The sequence below is a fragment of the uncultured Bradyrhizobium sp. genome (assembly GCF_964252615.1).
Lineage (GTDB): Bacteria > Pseudomonadota > Alphaproteobacteria > Rhizobiales > Xanthobacteraceae > Bradyrhizobium.
Map to the genome: position 1 here is coordinate 179385 of NZ_CAXUNQ010000005.1, position 17000 is coordinate 196384.

The 17000-nt window shown below is 62.7% G+C and carries 13 protein-coding genes; 7 read left to right on the forward strand and 6 right to left on the reverse strand.

Features of this window, described 5'->3' with window-relative positions; all coding sequences use genetic code 11:
* Positions 1–45: 45 nt before the first annotated feature.
* Positions 46–1320 carry an acyl-CoA dehydrogenase family protein gene (locus tag ACFE72_RS05400; protein WP_375412029.1) on the forward strand — a complete coding sequence of 425 codons (1275 nt, stop codon included), beginning with the start codon at positions 46–48 and terminating at the stop codon, positions 1318–1320.
* A gap of 142 nt (positions 1321–1462) precedes the next feature.
* On the opposite strand, the gene ACFE72_RS05405 is transcribed toward ACFE72_RS05400, so the two are convergent.
* Together ACFE72_RS05405 and ACFE72_RS05410 are read right to left on the reverse strand one after the other, a co-directional pair.
* The gene (locus ACFE72_RS05405; protein ID WP_375412030.1) at positions 1463–3040 is read right to left on the reverse strand and encodes a fatty acid--CoA ligase; all 1578 of its coding nucleotides are present in this window, start codon (positions 3038–3040) and stop codon (positions 1463–1465) included.
* A 182-nt stretch (positions 3041–3222) separates the two neighbouring features.
* Positions 3223–4095 carry an SDR family oxidoreductase gene (locus tag ACFE72_RS05410; protein ID WP_375412031.1) on the reverse strand — a complete coding sequence of 291 codons (873 nt, stop codon included), beginning with the start codon at positions 4093–4095 and terminating at the stop codon, positions 3223–3225.
* Between the two features lie 105 nt (positions 4096–4200).
* Here ACFE72_RS05410 and ACFE72_RS05415 point away from each other — a divergent pair, with 105 nt between their 5' ends.
* The 3 genes from ACFE72_RS05415 (at position 4201) to ppc (ending at position 9714) form a co-directional block, all read left to right on the forward strand.
* Complete coding sequence (locus tag ACFE72_RS05415) at positions 4201–5013, forward strand: crotonase/enoyl-CoA hydratase family protein (protein ID WP_375412032.1); 813 nt, start codon at positions 4201–4203, stop codon at positions 5011–5013.
* Between the two features lie 137 nt (positions 5014–5150).
* A complete protein-coding gene (locus ACFE72_RS05420; RefSeq protein WP_375412033.1) occupies positions 5151–6698 on the forward strand; it encodes an acyl-CoA synthetase in 1548 nt (515 codons plus the stop codon).
* Positions 6699–6897: 199 nt separating this feature from the next.
* Positions 6898–9714 (forward strand): phosphoenolpyruvate carboxylase, encoded by a 2817-nt coding sequence (gene ppc / locus ACFE72_RS05425; protein ID WP_375412034.1) that lies wholly within the window; start codon positions 6898–6900, stop codon positions 9712–9714.
* 56 nt (positions 9715–9770) lie between these two features.
* Here the strand turns inward: ppc and ACFE72_RS05430 are convergent, their stop codons facing one another.
* From ACFE72_RS05430 to ACFE72_RS05445, 4 genes are all read right to left on the reverse strand, one after another.
* Positions 9771–10886: an SMP-30/gluconolactonase/LRE family protein gene (locus tag ACFE72_RS05430; RefSeq protein WP_375412035.1), complete on the reverse strand. Its 1116-nt coding sequence runs from the start codon at positions 10884–10886 to the stop codon at positions 9771–9773.
* Positions 10887–11008: 122 nt separating this feature from the next.
* A complete protein-coding gene (locus ACFE72_RS05435; RefSeq protein WP_375412036.1) occupies positions 11009–11923 on the reverse strand; it encodes an SDR family oxidoreductase in 915 nt (304 codons plus the stop codon).
* Positions 11924–12077: 154 nt separating this feature from the next.
* The gene (locus ACFE72_RS05440) at positions 12078–13217 is read right to left on the reverse strand and encodes a thiolase (protein ID WP_375412037.1); all 1140 of its coding nucleotides are present in this window, start codon (positions 13215–13217) and stop codon (positions 12078–12080) included.
* A gap of 4 nt (positions 13218–13221) precedes the next feature.
* Complete coding sequence (locus tag ACFE72_RS05445; protein ID WP_375412038.1) at positions 13222–13632, reverse strand: Zn-ribbon domain-containing OB-fold protein; 411 nt, start codon at positions 13630–13632, stop codon at positions 13222–13224.
* Positions 13633–13860: 228 nt separating this feature from the next.
* Between ACFE72_RS05445 and ACFE72_RS05450 the strand changes: the two genes are divergently transcribed.
* From ACFE72_RS05450 to ACFE72_RS05460, 3 genes are all read left to right on the forward strand, one after another.
* Positions 13861–15198, forward strand: a complete 1338-nt coding sequence (locus tag ACFE72_RS05450; RefSeq protein WP_375412052.1) for an acyclic terpene utilization AtuA family protein — start codon at positions 13861–13863, stop codon at positions 15196–15198.
* Positions 15198–15518, forward strand: a complete 321-nt coding sequence (locus ACFE72_RS05455; protein ID WP_375412039.1) for a hypothetical protein — start codon at positions 15198–15200, stop codon at positions 15516–15518. Before ACFE72_RS05450 ends, ACFE72_RS05455 begins: the two co-directional genes overlap by 1 nt.
* Positions 15519–15617: 99 nt before the next feature.
* Positions 15618–16967 (forward strand): amidase, encoded by a 1350-nt coding sequence (locus ACFE72_RS05460; protein ID WP_375412040.1) that lies wholly within the window; start codon positions 15618–15620, stop codon positions 16965–16967.
* Positions 16968–17000 lie beyond the last annotated feature (33 nt).

Here is a 17000-nt window from a genome sequence, read left to right on the forward strand (position 1 = left end):
CGATTGCCTCGCAATGACAAGAACGCGACCTCCGGGAGAACCGCCTTGGATTTTTCGCTGCCCGCCGATCTCGTCGGCTATCTCGCCGAGCTCGACCATTTCATCGCCAAGGAAATCAAGCCGATCGAGCAGGACGACGACAACATCCGCTTTTTCGACCATCGCCGCGAATGGGCGCGCACCGATTTCGACAATGGCGGACTGCCGCGGCACGAGTGGGAAGCGTTGCTGCGCCGCGCGAAGAATCTCGCCGACGGCGCCGGGCATCTGCGTTTCGCGATTCCGAAACGTTACGGCGGCAAGGATGGCTCCAATCTGTGGATGTCGGTGATCCGCGAGCATTTTGCCGCAAAGGGGCTCGGCCTGCACAACGATCTGCAGAACGAGCATTCCATCGTCGGCAATCTGCCGTTGGTAACCATGCTGGATCGTTACGGAACCGACGATCAGAAGACGATGATCGAAGGCTCGATCACCGGCAAGTACCGCATCACCTTCGGCTTGACCGAACCCGAGCACGGTTCGGACGCGACGCATATGGAGACGCGCGCGGTGCCCGCGACGCGGGACAACGTCAAGGGCTGGGCGATCAACGGCCAGAAAATGTGGACCACGGGCATGCATGCCGCGACGCATTGCGCGCTGTTCGCGCGCACCTCGGGCAATGACGGCGACGCACGCGGCATCACCTGTTTCCTGGTGCCGGCGAAAAGCCCAGGCGTGAAGGTCGAAGAATATATGTGGACCTTCAATATGCCGACCGACCATCCCCGCGTGTCCTTTGCCGATGTTTTCGTGCCCGACAATGCGCTGTTCGGCGAGGTCGGCCGCGGATTGTCGCTGGCGCAGTGCTTTGTGCATGAGAACCGGATACGGCAGGCTGCGAGTTCGCTCGGTGCTGCCGTGTACTGCATCGAAGAAAGCGTAAAATATGCGCGGGAGCGAAAGCCGTTCGGCAAGGCGCTGGCGGAAAACCAGGCGATCCAGTGGCCGCTGGTGGAGCTTGCAACGCAGACGGAAATGCTGCGGCTGTTGATCCGCAAGACCGCGTGGGAAATGGACCGGCTGACGCAGGTCGAGGTCGAGCACACGCTGTCCGACAAGGTATCAATGTGTAATTTCTGGGCCAACCGGCTGTGCTGCGAAGCCGCCGACCGCGCCATGCAGGTGCATGGCGGCATGGGCTATTCGCGCCACAAGCCGTTCGAACACATCTACCGCCACCACCGCCGCTATCGCATCACCGAAGGCAGCGAGGAAATCCAGAAGCGCAAGGTGGCGGGGTTTCTGTTCGGCTATATGGGGGCGGGGAGGCGATAAGCGGAATATCCCCCGAACGCGGCAAGACGTCTCGCTCGTTCCCCGGACGCAACGCAGGGCGCGGCCCAGTTGCTTGCCAACCGGGGTCCCGGTTCTGCAAAGCAGCGCTACGCACTGCATCGCGCCGGGGACAGCAAGGAGTTCAATTCACCTGTCTATCCTTGCCGGCCCAATACGGGTCGCGCAGATGGCGGCGCAGGATCTTCCCCGAGGCGTTGCGCGGCAGGGCTTCGATGAAATCCACCGACTTCGGCGTCTTGAAGCCGGCGATGCGTTGCCGGGTGAAGCCGATAATGTCGGCAGGCGTCGCCTGTTTCCCCGGCCGCATCACCACAATCGCCTTGACCGCTTCGCCCCACTGGTCGTCGGGCACGCCGACCACCGCGACTTCCGCGACATCCGGATGATCGCAGATCGCGCTTTCGACTTCGGCCGGATAAATATTCTCGCCGCCGGAGATGATCATGTCCTTGATGCGGTCGTGGATGTAAAGATAGCCGTCCTTGTCCAGGTAGCCGGCGTCGCCGGTGCGCAGCCAGTTGTCCGCATCGATCGTCCTGGCGGTAGCCTCCGGCAGATTCCAATAGCCGGCCATGTTCGAGCCGGAGCGCGTGGCGATTTCACCGACTTCGCCGGGCGGCAATTTGTTGCCGTTTGCATCGAGGATCGCCAGTTCGACGCCCGGCAAAGCCTTGCCGGCCGACCGCATACGGTCCAGCCCCTCGACGTGGTCCTCCGGCGGCAGAGCGACGATGGTGCCGGTGGTTTCGGTCATGCCGTACATCTGCACAAAACCGCATTTGAACACCTCGATGCACTCCTTCAGCAGCGCCGCGGGGATGGGCGAGGCACCGTAGAGCATGTATTTCAACCGCGAAAAATCCACCTCGCGTGCGCGCGGCTGCCGAACCACGAACTGCATGGCCGCGGGCACCATGAACAGTTTGGTGATTTTGGAGTGCTCCAAGAAATCCAGCACTTTGGTCGGGTCGAATTCGCGCGCGATCACCCCTTTGGCGCCGTGATAGAGGCCGAGCATGCCCCAGCCGGAACCGCCGATATGGAATACCGGCATGGCCACCAGCGAAACGTCGTCCTCCGACCACGTATTCCAATCCGGCCGCTCACCGCCGCCGGCCCGCACCAGCGAGAGAAAATTCGCATGCGAAAGCATCGCACCTTTCGGCTTGCCGGTGGTGCCCGAGGTGTAAAGCTGGATCGCGATGTCCTTTTCGACGATCGGCAGTTTCGGATCGCCGCTCGACTGCGCGTCGCGCCAGGCGGTAAAATCTGGCCAGTCCGCCGCACCGCCTTCGGTGGTCATGAAGGTGCGCACGCTGGGTAGCTGCTGTCGGATGCCGCGCACCTGCTCGACAAATTCCGGACCGACGAACAGGACCGCCGCCCGGCAGTCCTCGACAATGAAAGCGATCTCGGGACCGGCAAGCCGCCAGTTGACCGGTGCCATCACCACATTGGCCTTCATCGCGCCAAGCAGCAGCTCGAAATAAATGTCGCTGTTCTTGCCGAGATAGGCGACGCGCTCCCCTGGCCTGACGCCTAGCGACTTGAGCCCGTTGGCGACGCGGTTGGTATGAATGTCGAGGCCAGCAAAGCCGGTATGGCGGCCCTCGAATTCAAAGGCGGTGGTGTAGCCGCGCAGCCGCGCCTGCGCGCGGATCACGTCGGCGAGGTTTTGCGCGCCTGCGATATCGGACATGTTTCTCCCGTTAAGTGATTTGTTTTTGTGGAGTTTGGCGGTGTTGCGCGGTTATGGCAAGACGGCGCCTATCCTACGCCGTCCCCCGCGAAGGCGGGAGCCCATAACCACCATGCTCGGCTCGTCTCATTCTCGTTGATGATCCCGGGCGTATGGGTCGACGCCTTCGCGGGGACGGCGTGTCACCCCCTTGCAGCGCGGTCCTTTTCGTTCTGCGCCTTGATGGAATCGCGGGCCTGGATCCAGTCGGCATCGGACCAGTCGCGCAGTTGATAGAAGTTGCCGCCCATTGCCAGCGCCTGGCCGCCGTCCATGGCGATGGTTTCGCCGTTAATCCAGTCGCAGCCGCCGGAGATCAGGAACACCGCGAGATTCTGCAGTTCCTCCATGCGGCCGACCCGTCCCATGGGGTTTTGCGCCTTGGTCCGTGCGCCGGCCTCGTCGCCCGGCTTGATGCGCTTGCTCATGCCTTCGGTCGGGATCTCACCCGGCGCGATGGTGTTGAGACGGATGCCGTAATGGCCCCATTCGGTGGCAAGCGACATGGTCATGGCATGAATGGCGGACTTGCTCATCGCCGAAGGCACGACATAAGGCGAGCCGTTGCGTACCCATGTCACGGTGATCGACACCACGTTGCCGCGCTGCCTGGCGGCGATCCAGCGCCGTCCGACGGCGTGGGTCACATAAAAGGTACCGTGCATCACGATATTGGCCACCGCATCGAAGCCGCGCGGCGTCAGGTCCTCGCTGCGCGAGATGAAATTGCCCGCCGCGTTGTTGATCAGATCGGTGAGCGGACCTTCGGTGAAGATCGCCTCGATCATTTCGTCGACCGCGAGCGCGTTCCTGATGTCGACGCCATGGCTCACGACACGCCCGCCATAGGCGTCCATCAATTCGGTCGCGGTTTCGTCGCAGACGCTCTTACGGCGCCCGCAGATATGCACCTCGGCGCCGAGTTCGAGGAAACGCGACGCCATGGATTTGCCGAGACCGGTGCCGCCCCCGGTAACGAGGATGCGCCGGCCCGCGAGAAGCTGCTGAGTAAACATGAAGGTTTCCGCCCTTGAGCATCGTCGGTTATTGTTGATTGACTAAATCCGGCCAACGCCTTTCTGTAAAGCCGGCAAACAAGGAATAAGAGCAGAGAGAACCCCATGGATGATCGCGTCTCGGTTTCGATGTCAGACGGTGTCGCCGACGTCCGGCTGGTGCGGGCGGATAAGATGAATGCATTGGACGCCGCGATGTTCGAGGCGCTGGTCGCCACCGTTGATAGGCTCGCCCGCCAGAAGGGCCTGCGTGCCGTAGTATTGTCCGGCGAAGGCCGCGCCTTTTGTGCCGGCCTCGACATGGGCCGTTTCGCCGCGATGAAGGCCGACGGCGGCAACGGGGTCGCCGGCGGCGAAAGCCGCGACCTCACCGCGCGCACCCACGGTCTTGCCAACTTTCCGCAGCAGGCGGTGTGGGGCTGGCGCCAATTGCCGGTGCCGGTGATTGCCGCCATCCAGGGCGTCGCGTTCGGCGGTGGCTTTCAACTCGCGCTGGGCGCCGACATGCGCTTTCTCACCCCGGATGCGCGGATGTCGATTATGGAAATCAAATGGGGCTTGATCCCGGACATGGCGGGTACGCCTATTCTCGCCACGCTGGTCCGCGACGATATTCTGCGCGAACTGACTTATACCGGCCGGATTTTTTCGGCCCAGGAAGCGCTGAGCTATGGCTTGGCGACCCGGATCGTCGACGACCCGCACGCCGTGGCGATGCAGACTGCGCGCGAGATCGCCGACAAGAGTCCGCACGCAATCCGCGCGGCAAAACGCATGCTGAACAACCTGTCGGTCGATCCCGGGCCCGCGCTGATGGCGGAATCGGTGGAGCAACAGCAGTTGATTGGCGCGCCTAATCAAACCGAGGCGGTGCGCGCCAACATGGAAAAGCGCGCACCAAGGTTTGCGGATGTGTGAAAGGTCATGCTCCGTCATGGCCGGGCTTGTCCCGGTCATCCACGTCTTTGGCTGCAAATACAAAAAAGTAAGACGTGGATCCTCAGGACACGCCTGGTGATGACGGGGATATTGCTCGTCAAACAACGAAGAACCCTATGACCGACTCTCAGCCTCTTTTCCTCGGCATCATCTCCGGCGACCGACGCCGCACCCACGCCGAAGTCGCCGATCGCGCGCGCCGGATCGCCGGTGGCTTGCAGCAACTCGGCGTCGCTCAGGGCGACAGCGTCTGCATCCTGATGCGCAACGATATCGCCTTTATCGAGGCGGCCTATGCGGCAGCACTGCTGGGGGCCTATGCGGTACCGGTGAACTGGCATTTCAAGCGGGAAGAAATACTCTATGTCCTTCAGGATTCCGGCACGCGGGCGTTGATCGGTCATGCCGATATGCTCCACCAATTGCGCGGCGGGATATCCCCTGCTGTCACCCTGCTCAGTGTTTCAACGCCGCCGGAAATCCTGGCGAATTACAAGATTGATCCCGATCACCTTGCCTTGCCCGATGGCGCGCACGATTTCGAGAACTGGCTGGCTTGGCAAGAACCCTACGATGGTCCGACGCTGCCGGCGCCGATGAACATGATTTACACGTCGGGCACCACAGGCCATCCCAAGGGCGTCCGGCGACACGCGCCGACTCCGGAGCAGGCCGCTTCATCCGAACGGATGCGTGCGATGATCTATGGCACGCGGCCAGGCGTGCGCGCGCTGCTGCCGGGACCGCTGTATCATTCGGCGCCGAATTCGTTCGGGCTGCGCTCGGGCCGGCTCGGCGGCGCGCTGGTACTGATGCCGCGGTTCGATCCGGAACAATTTTTGCGCATCGTCCAGGACGAAAAGATCGACACCGTCTTCATGGTGCCGACCATGTTTATCCGGCTGATGAAACTGCCCGATGATGTGCGCGCGAGATACAACGTGTCGTCGCTACGCCATGTCATCCATGCCGCCGCGCCTTGTCCCGCCGCCGTCAAGCGGGCCATGATCGAGTGGTGGGGACCGGTGATCTATGAGTTCTATGGTTCCACCGAGACCGGCGCGGTCACTTTTGCAAATTCGGAGGATGCGCTGACCAAGCCCGGCACCGTCGGCAGGATATCCCCCGGCGCCGAACTGCGCTTTGTCGGCGATAACGGGCAAATACTTCGGCAAGGCGAGATCGGCGAAATCTATTCGCGGATCGCCGGCAATCCTGATTTCACCTATCATAATAAGCCGGAAAAGCGCGCCGAGATCGAGCGCGACGGATTTATTACCTCCGGCGATGTCGGCTACATCGACGCCGACGGCTATGTTTTCATCTGTGACCGCAAGCGCGACATGGTGATCTCAGGCGGGGTCAACATCTATCCCGCGGAAATCGAGGCGGCGTTGCACGCGGTTTCCGGCGTGCACGATTGCGCGGTATTCGGCATTCCGGACGAGGAGTTCGGCGAGGCATTGATGGCGGTGGTGGAACCGGAGCCGGGCGTGGCGCTCGACGTCGCGGCGCTGCGCGCGCAGCTCAAGGCAGCGCTGGCCGACTACAAGGTGCCGAAACACATCGCGGTCCAGACCGGCCTGCCGCGCGAAGATTCCGGGAAAATCTTCAAGCGCCGCCTGCGCGATCCGTATTGGGAGCGGGCGGGCCGGAGAATTTGAACAGGTGTCGTCCCCGCGCAAGCGGAAACCCTACGCCGTGTCTTCTGGTTTCAGTTCCGGAAGTGGATGCCTTTCACGGCACCACTGCCAGGGGCCACCTTCGCGGGAACGACGAAAGTAGCCCGCCTTTATCTTGATCTTGCCCCCGCCACAAAAACTTGCGACTGAATGATTGCCGGGCAGTTTTCTGGAGCCAGTCATGTCGTCCCAGATCATGCCTTCCGAACCCGACTCGCGAGCCAATCGCGCCGAAGATATCGCCGCCCTCGAGGCGGACGGGCGGCTGCGCGAGGAAATACGGCTGCTGGGCCGTATCCTCGGCGACACCGTGCGCGATCAGGAGGGGATGGACGTGTTCGACCTGGTCGAGCACATCCGGCAGACCTCGATCCGGTTCCATCGCGACGAGGACCGGGTGGCGCGACGCGAATTGGAGCTTATGCTCGACAGCATGTCCACGGCGGAGACCGTTCGAATCGTCCGTGCCTTCAGCTATTTCTCGCATCTGGCCAATATCGCCGAGGACCATAACAACATCCGGCAGATGCGTAGCCAAAATTCCGCCGGCACTGTGGGCGTGCTGGCCCGCACGCTCGGCCATGCGCGCGAGGCCGGGATCGGCACCGATGAGCTACGCCGGTTTTTCGGGGCCGCGCTGGTCAGCCCGGTCCTCACGGCGCATCCGACCGAAGTCCGCCGCAAGAGCACCATCGACCGTGAAATGGAAATTGCGGCGCTGCTCGACCGGCGCGAACGCATGCACCTGACCGGGGACGAATTCGAAGCCAGCGAAGAGCAATTGCGGCGCGCCGTGCTGACGCTGTGGCAGACCAACCTGTTGCGCCGGACCAAGCTCACCGTATTGGACGAAGTCGCCAACGGACTGTCATTTTACGACTACACGTTCCTGCGCGAGGTGCCGCGGCTGCATTGTGCACTGGAAGACCGGTTGCACGCCGAAGACGCGCCGGGCAATACGGATGAGCGCGAGGAACTGGCGTCGTTCCTGCGGATGGGAAGCTGGATCGGCGGCGACCGTGACGGCAACCCCTTCGTTACTTCGGAGGTCATGCGCGGCACGCTGCGCATGCAGTCGACCTGCGTGTTGCGGTTCTATCTCGAGGAACTGCACGCGCTGGGCGCCGAACTGTCGCTCGCGGCCCATCTCGCCGATGTTTCCGAGGAACTCCGCTCGCTCGCCGGACGCTCGCCCGATCTCTCGCCCCATCGCAGCGGGGAGCCGTACCGGCTCGCGGTATCCGGCATCTATGCGCGTCTTGCTGCCACTGCATTGGAACTCGACGTGGAGACCAGCCGCGCGCCGGTCGGCGAGGCCGCTCCTTACGCCGAGGCCAAAGAGTTCAAGGCCGATCTCGATATTCTCGATCGCTCGCTGATATCGAACAACTCCCGCGTGATCGCGCGAGGGCGCCTGCGCTCGCTACGCCGAGCCGCCGACTGTTTCGGTTTCCATCTCGCCAGTCTCGATATCAGGCAGAATTCCGCAGTGCACGAGCGCACCATCACCGAAATGGTGGACGCCGCTTTCCCCGGCACATCCTATATGGCGCTGAACGAGGACGCACGGATCACGCTGCTGGCGGCGGAATTGCGCAGTACCCGGCCGCTAGCCTCGCCATTTGTGAAATATACCGAGGAGACGCTGAACGAACTCGCGGTGTTTCGCGCGGCGGCCGAAGCGCATGGCAGGTTCGGCGCCGAGGTGATCCCCCAGTGCATCATCTCCATGTGCCAGGGCGTATCCGACATGCTCGAAGTGGCGCTGCTGTTGAAAGAGGTCGGGCTGGTCGATCCCAAGGGCCGCAGCGCCATCAACATCGTGCCGCTGTTTGAAACCATCGAGGATCTGCAGGGCAGTGCCGCCATCATGGACCGGTTGCTGTCGCTGCACGATTATCGAAAGCTGGTCGACAGCCGCGGCGCGGTGCAGGAAGTGATGCTCGGCTATTCCGACAGCAACAAGGACGGCGGTTTCGTCACTTCCGGCTGGGAGCTCTATAAGGCCGAGATCGGGCTGGTCGAGGTGTTCGAACGCCACCATGTGCGGCTGCGGCTGTTTCACGGCCGCGGCGGTTCGGTCGGCCGCGGCGGCGGCCCGAGCTATGACGCAATCCTGGCGCAGCCCGGCGGTGCGGTGAACGGCCAGATCCGGATCACCGAGCAGGGCGAGATCATCTCCAGCAAATATTCCAACGCCGAAGTCGGCCGCAACAACCTGGAGATTCTGGCGGCGGCGACGTTGGAGGCAAGCCTGCTGCAGCCGCGGCACAGCGCGCCGCGCCCCGAATATCTCGAGGCGATGGAGCAGCTTTCAGCATTCGCGTTCAAGGCCTATCGCAACCTCGTCTATGAAACCGAGGGTTTCGTGGATTACTTCTGGGCGTCGACCGTTATCACCGAAATTGCCACGCTGAACATCGGCAGCCGGCCGGCGTCCCGCAAGAAAACCCGGGCGATCGAGGATCTCCGCGCGATTCCCTGGGTATTCAGCTGGGCGCAATGCCGCCTGATGCTACCCGGCTGGTACGGTTTCGGCAGCGCGGTCGAGATGTGGATAATCGAGCACCCCGACAAGGGCATGCCGTTCCTGCAGGAGCTGTATCGCGAGTGGCCGTTCTTCCGCACGCTGTTGTCGAACATGGACATGGTGCTGGCCAAAAGCAGCATCGCCATTGCCTCGCGCTACGCCGAACTGGTGCCCGATGCGGAACTGCGCGAACGCATCTTCGGACGCATCCGCCGCGAATGGCACGCCTCGATCGAGACGCTGCTCGATATCATGGGCCACGACCGGCTGCTGCAGGGCAATCCGCTGCTGGAACGTTCGATCCGCAACCGCTTTCCCTATCTAGATCCGCTCAATCACGTCCAGGTGGAACTGCTGAAGGAGCATCGCAAGGAATTGCCGGACGGCGAAGTCGCCGATGAGCAGGTGCTGCGTGGCATCCAGATCACCATCAACGGGATCTCCGCGGGACTAAGGAATAGCGGTTGATCGCGTCCCGGACGCAGCGCCGCCATGGCGGTGCGTTGCGTCCGGGGCACGGCGCCTCAGCAATTATGCGCGCCCTGCGTCTCCACATACACCGCATACAGCGACTGGCTCGCGGTCATGAACAGGCGATTCCGCTTCTTGCCGCCGAAACAGACATTGGCGCAGGTTTCCGGCAGCCGGATCTGGCCGATGCGTGCGCCGTCCGGCGCGAAGATATGGACGCCGTCATAACCGTCGCCAACCCAGCCGGCGCCGACCCAGATATTGCCGTCGGTGTCTACCCGCAAACCATCGGGAAAGCCTGATTTGCCGTCCAACGTCATGTCGATCAGCATGCGCGGATTGGAAAGCTTGTCGCCGTTAAGGTCGTATTGCCAAACGATATTCTTCGCGTCCCGATAATGCGTGATGCCGGTATCGCAGACATAGACCTTCTTGTAGTCATGGCTGAAGGCGATACCGTTCGGCTTGAACGGGTCGTCGGCGACCTTTGCGACCTGGCCCGACTGCGCGTCGACGCGATATACCGCTTCCTTCTGATAGGGCTGCACCGAGCCGGTGTTGGCGCGCTGGCCCTCATAGATGCTGATCGCGCCGTAGCCGGGATCGGTAAACCAGATCGATCGGTCGTTGGGATGCACAACCATGTCGTTGGGCCCGTTGAGCGGCTTGCCGTTGGCCTGCTCGGCGAGAACGCTAAGGCTGCCATTATGCTCGAAGCGCACCAGCCGGGTACGCTCGGCGGTGATCTGCCGGCCTTCGAAATCGAAGGTATTACCATTGCTTTCATTGGAGGCAGTATGGAAGCGCTCCGAGATATAGCCGGTCTCGTCGATGTAGCGGAGTTGGCGGTTGTTGGGGATATCGCTCCATACCAGATACTGCCCCACGGTATTCCAGGCCGGGCCTTCGGCCCACAGGCATCCGGTGTACAGACGCTTGATCGCCGTGTTGCCGACTTTGGCTTTGAAGCGCTTGTCGTCGAGCACGACGATGTCGGGATCGGGATAGCGCTGCGGCTCCGCGCCGCGGCCGTAATCGCGGGCGAGCGCGTCGGGCGCCATCAGCGCGGCGGCTGCAAGGGCGGCTCCTGTTTTCAGCAGGCGGCGGCGGTCGAGGCCGGCGGAGCCCGGTTCGGTTTGGGGGGTGGGTAAATTCGAACAATTTGTCATGATTTCCTCCCGCGTTGTTTTTGTTGGGAAGGCAACCATGAGCCGACATTCCGGCATAAAGCGGGCAACATTCTTCCGTTGTCGTCCCGCTTTCACGAGGACGACTCGTGCAGAGATCGCCGTCAGATCGCATCCCAGTTGAAAATATCCGCCGAGCGATCGAGCTTGTAGAATGACGACTTCAGCGCCGGCATGCCGTGCGCCGCGATGGTTTCCGGGGTCCAGCCCTCGGCGCGGTGGATCGAACGCAACGGCCGCGACTGGCTCATCAGGAAAATCTCATTCATGCGCACGGCGAAAATCTGCCCGGTCACGTCCTTGGCGGCATCGCTGAGCAGGAACGCGCATAGCGGTGCGATCTTTTCCGGCCCCATCTGCTGGATTTTGGCGACCCGCGCCTTTTCCGCCTCGGTCTCGGTCGGAATGGTGCCGATCAGGCGGCTCCAGGCGAACGGCGACACGCAGTTGGAACGCACGTGAAAGCGCTCCATGTCGAGCGCGATCGATTTCGACAGTCCCACGATCCCGAGTTTTGCCGCGGCATAATTGGCCTGGCCGAAATTCCCGACCAGGCCCGAGGTCGAGGTGAAGTGCACGAACGACCCGCTCTCCTGCTCGCGAAACAGCCGGGCGGCGGCGTGCGAGACATAGAACGAGCCCATCAGATGCACCTTGATGACGGATTCGAACGCGTCGATGCTCATGCGGTGAAAGATCGCGTCGCGCAGGATGCCGGCGTTATTCACCACGCCGTCAAGCTTGCCGAATGAGTCGATCGCGGTTTTGACGATTTTGCTGGCGGGAATGGCCTCGGCGACGGTCTCGAAATTCGCCACCGCCGTGCCGCCGCGCTTCTTGATTTCCTCGGCGACTTCCTCGGCCGGCGCCGCGTTCGAACCCGAGCCGTCGGCGGCGACCCCAGGATCGTTGACCACGACTTTTGCGCCTTCCGCCGCGCACAGCAGCGCGATCTCGCGCCCGATGCCGCGCCCCGCGCCGGTGACGATAATGGATTTGCCATCGAGTGATTTGCTCATTGAGTGCTCCCTGTTGTGCCGGACTGCCGCCACACCCGATGCGTCATGCGCGGGCTTGACCCGCGTATCCATCCTTCTTCACTAGAATCTTTCGAAGAGGATGGATTGCCGGGTCAAGCCGGCAACGACGCTGTGTGGTATCGCCGCTTCGCCGTTACTTCTCGTTCGTGAAAATAATGGTGCCTGACGCCGCGAACATGCCGCCGACGCCGTGGCACACCGAAATTTTCGCGCCTGGAACCTGCGCCGGCGCTGTGCCGCGCATCTGCCGCACGCTTTCCTGCAGCGCGTACATGCCATACATGCCGGAATGCATATAGCTCAGTCCGCCGCCGTTGGTGTTGAGCGGCAGCTTGCCGCCCGGCCTGGTATTGCCTTCGGCGATGAATTTTCCGGTCTCTTCATGCGGCATGAAGCCGAGGTCGCCCAGCCCATACAGCGGCAGATGCGCGAAGGCGTCGTAGACCATCAGGTGATCGACGTCCTTGTGCCCGATGCCTGCCTCCTGGAACGCGAGGGGACCTGCGACCTTGAACGCGCGCGAGGAGTCGAATGTCTGCATCTGGCTGACCATCGGGGTCTCCACGCTCTCGCCGGTGCCCAGGATATAGACCGGCTTTTGCGGGAAATCCCCGGCGCGGTCGGCGCTGGTGAGGATCAGCGCGCCGCCGCCATCGGTAACGAGGCAGCATTGCAGGATACGGAACGGATACGCGATCATCCGAGAATTCAGCACGTCTTCGACGGTGATCGGCGTCTTCATGGTGGCGCGCGGATTTCTCGCGGCCCATTCGCGCTGCACCACCGCGACCATCGCTATCTGTTCATGGGTGATGCCGTGGGTCTTCATGTAGCGTAGCACCGGGATCGGAAACATGCTGGCCGGCGTCGAGACGCCATAGGGCAATTCGAACTGGCCGTTGAGGCTGTCGGCGCCGATCATGCGCGGAGTGCGGCCGATATTCGACTTGCCGCTTTCGGCGTGGGTGATCAGCACGGTCTTGCACAGCCCGGCCTCGATGGCGGCGGCCGCGTGGCGGACATGCAGCATGAACGAGCAGCCGCCGACCGATGTGCCGTCGACCCAGGTCGGCGTGATTCCGAGATAGTGCGCGATCTGCTGCGGCGTTTCCACGGCGGTAGCCAGCCCGTCGATGTCGGACAGCTTCAGGCCGGCATCGGCGATGGCATTCAGCGCCGCATCCGCATGCAGTTGAATCTGCGACTGGTTCGGAATGACGCCGAGTTCGGTGGTTTCGGCCGCACCGACGACGGCAACGTGATGCCTCCGCATCTGCTCAACCCTTCCCCGGACGGAACAAGGGAAGGGTGATGGCGTCGTCGAGCTTTTCGAATTTCACTTCCAGCTTCATGTCAAGTTCGAGCGCTTCCGGCGTTTGCGGGCAATCGACAATGTTCGTCATCATGCGTGGTCCCTCATCGAGTTCGACCACGGCTATCGAATAAGGCGGCGTGAAACCGGGCACCGGGCGGTGATGAATTACGTAGCTGTACAGCTTGCCCTTACCGCTGGCCTTGAACACGCTGACCTGGCGCGAGGCGCAGGCCGGACAAAACGGCCGCGGCGGGAAATACACATTGGCGCAGGCGTCGCAGCGCTGCAGACGAAGCTCTCCGGCCTGCGTGCCATCCCAGAAATGTTGGGTTTCCGGCGTCGGTTTCGGTCGCGCGCGCTGCGGTTCGGCCATGTGGCATGAACTCCCTGATGGCTTGTTGTTTCGCTCTTGATGCGACATTGACACCCCGGCGTCAACGGGCCGTCTTATCCGCGCATGGCGTGTATTCCAGAACGCTTGTATGCCTTCGATCGTCTAGGCTACTATTTCGTCATTGCGAGCGAAGTGGATCGATCCGGCAGCCGCAATAAAGGCCTGGATGATTTCGCCGCTTCGCTGCTCGCAATGGCGGAGAATACGGTGCGCACCATACGAATAGGATCCGGCGCCGGTTATTCCGGCGATCGCATCGAGCCTGCGGTCGAACTCGCCGAAAAAGGCGATATCGATTACCTGGTGTTCGAATGCCTGGGCGAACGCACCGTCGCGCTGGCGCAGCAGGCGCGGATGAAGAATCCCGATGCGGGTTATGATCCACTGCTCGAAGAGCGGATGCGCGCGGTGCTGCTGGTCTGCGCTGCAAAGGGCATCAAGATCGTCACCAATATGGGCGCGGCCAATCCGCATGCCGCGGCGCGCAGGACCGCGGAGATCGCCAAGTCGCTCGGATTGTCACTGAAGATCGCGGCCGTGATCGGCGACGACGTGCTCGACGCCTGCAAGGATGGCGATCTTCGCATCATGGAATTTGACGGCACGATCAAACAGCTCGGCAATCGGCTGCTCTCCGCCAACGCCTATCTCGGAGCGGGGCCGATGGCGGACGCATTGAGCGGCGGCGCCCATATTGTGATTACGGGACGCGCGTCAGACCCCGCGCTATTCCTGGCGCCGATGATCCATGCGTTCGGTTGGGCGATGGACGACTGGAACCTGCTGGGGCAGGGCACCGTCGCCGGACACCTGCTGGAATGCGCCGGACAGATCACCGGCGGCTATTTTGCCGACCCCGGTTACAAGGACGTAACGGGGCTGGCGCGCCTAGGCTTTCCTATTGGTGAAGTCGGCGCAGACGGATCGCTCGTCATCACCAAGGTCGCGGGCTCCGGCGGTGCTGTAACCGCGCAAACCTGCAAGGAACAGTTGCTGTATGAGGTGCACGATCCCGCGAAATATCTGCAGCCCGACGTGACCGCGGATTTTTCGCAGGTGAAGATCGAGGAGATCGCGCCGGATTGCGTTCGCGTCAGCGGCGGGCGCGGCACCAAGCGGACCGATACGCTTAAAGTTTCCGTCGGCTATGTCGACAGCTATATCGGCGAGGGGCAGATTTCCTATGCAGGTCCCGGCGCATTGGCGCGCGGACGGCTGGCGCTGGAGATCGTACGCGAGCGGCTGAAACTCACCGGCGTGCAGAGCAGCGAGTTGCGCTTCGACCTGATCGGCGTCGACTCGCTGCACGGCGCTGAAGTTTCCATGCGGGCCAATGAGCCCTACGAGGTGCGCGTCCGCGTCGCCGGACGCACCGAGAGCCTGCGCGAGGCGGTAAGAATCGGCAACGAGGTCGAGACGCTCTACACCAACGGCCCCGCGGCCGGGGGCGGCGCCACCAAATCGGCGCGTGACGTCGTCGCCGTCGCGTCGGTATTACTGCCGCGCGAACTTGCAGAACCTTCCGTGCATTTTGTGGAGGCGTGATGGTAAAACTGCGCGAGATCGCCCATTCCCGCACTGGCGACAAGGGCAACACGTCCAACATATCGGTGATCGCCTATGACGAGAAGTACTATCCGCTGCTGCTTGAACAGGTCACCAGCGCGCGGGTGAAAGCGCATTTTGCCGGCGTTATCGAAGGCGAGGTGGTCCGGTATGAACTGCCCAACCTCGCTGCGCTGAATTTCGTTATGACCGCCGCGCTCGGCGGCGGCGTCACGCGGTCGCTGGCGCTGGACGCGCACGGCAAATCGCTGAGTTCGGCGCTGCTGGAGCTGGAAGTTGATGGTAAACTTGATTCATAGCCGTCATGCCCGGCCTTGTGCCGGGCATCCACGTCTTACAGACCTCGCCATTAAGACATAGATGGCCGGAACAAGCCCGGCCATGACCGAGAAATGACGATGTCTGATACGCCCACCCTCGCTTCCCTCGTCGCCGACCTCGACGCCGGCCGCACGACGGCGCGCGCGCTGGTTGATGCGTGTCTTGCGAAAATCGCCGATCCGCAAGGTGAAGGTATGCGGACCTTCATTCATGTCGACGCGGAGGCTGCGATCGAGGCGGCAGAGGCGATGGATCGCTTACGCGAGGTCAGGGCCGCGCCATCGCCGTTTGCCGGCATCCCGATATCGATCAAGGACCTGTTCGACATCGAGGGGCAGGTGACCCGGGCAGGCTCGCGGGCATTGGAAGACTCCGCCCCGGCGGTCGCCGATGCGCCCGCAGTGGCGCGGCTGCGGCGCGCCGGTTTTGTGGTGATCGGCCGCACCAACATGACGGAGTTTGCCTATTCCGGGATCGGCATCAATCCGCATTACGGCACGCCGAAGGGCGCATGGCAGCGCGGCGTCGGCCATGTGCCGGGCGGATCGTCGTCCGGCGCCGCGGTGTCCGTCGTCGATGGCATGGCGCATGGCGGCTTGGGCACCGACACCGGCGGCTCGTGCCGGATTCCGGCGGCATATAACGGCATCGTCGGCTTCAAGCCGACGCAGCGCCGTGTGCCGCTCGACGGCGCGGTGCCGCTATCATCGACGCTGGACAGTATCGGACCGCTGGCGCGCACGGTTAACTGTTGCGCGGTGCTGGATGCCGTGCTCGCGAACGAGCCGGTCACACCGCTGCAGCCGCGGCCGATCAGGGGCATGCGGCTCGCCGTCCCGAACACCGTCGCGCTGGACGATCTCGAAGATGCGGTCGCGAAAACCTTCGAGCGCGCGCTGGAAAAACTCGCGCGTGGGGGCGCATTGATCGAACGTATCGCGGTGCCGGAATTTCTCGACGTCGCGCCGATGAGCGTCAAGGGCGGCTTCGCCGCGGCGGAGAGCTATGCCTGGCATCGCTATCTCATCGCAGCCAAAGGCGATATTTACGACCCCCGCGTCGCCAGCCGCATCATGCGCGGCGAGAGCCAGAGCGCGGCCGACTATATCGATCTCGTCAAGGCGCGGAAATCGCTGGTCGCGCGCGCGACGGCGCGCCTTGCGCCTTATGACGCCCTGGCACTGCCGACCACCGCCAACACGCCGCCGCGGATCGCCGACATGAACGACGACAAGACGTTCACCACGGCCAACCTGCTGTCGCTGCGCAACTGCACGCTGATCAATATGATCGACGGCTGCGGAATTTCGCTGCCGGTTCATCGCGAGGGCGAGGTTCCGGTGGGATTGATGCTCGCCGCGGCCGGCGGTTCGGACCGTCGAATTTTTGAGTTGGCGGCCGCCATGGAGGGGTTCATCCGTGTTTGATCTTGCATTTATCATCGACGCTCAGGGCACAAC

What these genes read in the sequence shown, in the direction of transcription:
- ACFE72_RS05405 (WP_375412030.1), bottom strand. Translation starts at nt 3,040, where the DNA reads ATGTCCGATATCGCAGGCGCGCAAAACCTCGCCGACGTGATCCGCGCG.
- ACFE72_RS05410 (WP_375412031.1), bottom strand. Translation starts at nt 4,095, where the DNA reads ATGTTTACTCAGCAGCTTCTCGCGGGCCGGCGCATCCTCGTTACCGGG.
- ACFE72_RS05415 (WP_375412032.1), top strand. Translation starts at nt 4,201, where the DNA reads ATGGATGATCGCGTCTCGGTTTCGATGTCAGACGGTGTCGCCGACGTC.
- ACFE72_RS05420 (WP_375412033.1), top strand. Translation starts at nt 5,151, where the DNA reads ATGACCGACTCTCAGCCTCTTTTCCTCGGCATCATCTCCGGCGACCGA.
- ppc (WP_375412034.1), top strand. Translation starts at nt 6,898, where the DNA reads ATGTCGTCCCAGATCATGCCTTCCGAACCCGACTCGCGAGCCAATCGC.
- ACFE72_RS05430 (WP_375412035.1), bottom strand. Translation starts at nt 10,886, where the DNA reads ATGACAAATTGTTCGAATTTACCCACCCCCCAAACCGAACCGGGCTCC.
- ACFE72_RS05435 (WP_375412036.1), bottom strand. Translation starts at nt 11,923, where the DNA reads ATGAGCAAATCACTCGATGGCAAATCCATTATCGTCACCGGCGCGGGG.
- ACFE72_RS05440 (WP_375412037.1), bottom strand. Translation starts at nt 13,217, where the DNA reads ATGCGGAGGCATCACGTTGCCGTCGTCGGTGCGGCCGAAACCACCGAA.
- ACFE72_RS05445 (WP_375412038.1), bottom strand. Translation starts at nt 13,632, where the DNA reads ATGGCCGAACCGCAGCGCGCGCGACCGAAACCGACGCCGGAAACCCAA.
- ACFE72_RS05455 (WP_375412039.1), top strand. Translation starts at nt 15,198, where the DNA reads ATGGTAAAACTGCGCGAGATCGCCCATTCCCGCACTGGCGACAAGGGC.
- ACFE72_RS05460 (WP_375412040.1), top strand. Translation starts at nt 15,618, where the DNA reads ATGTCTGATACGCCCACCCTCGCTTCCCTCGTCGCCGACCTCGACGCC.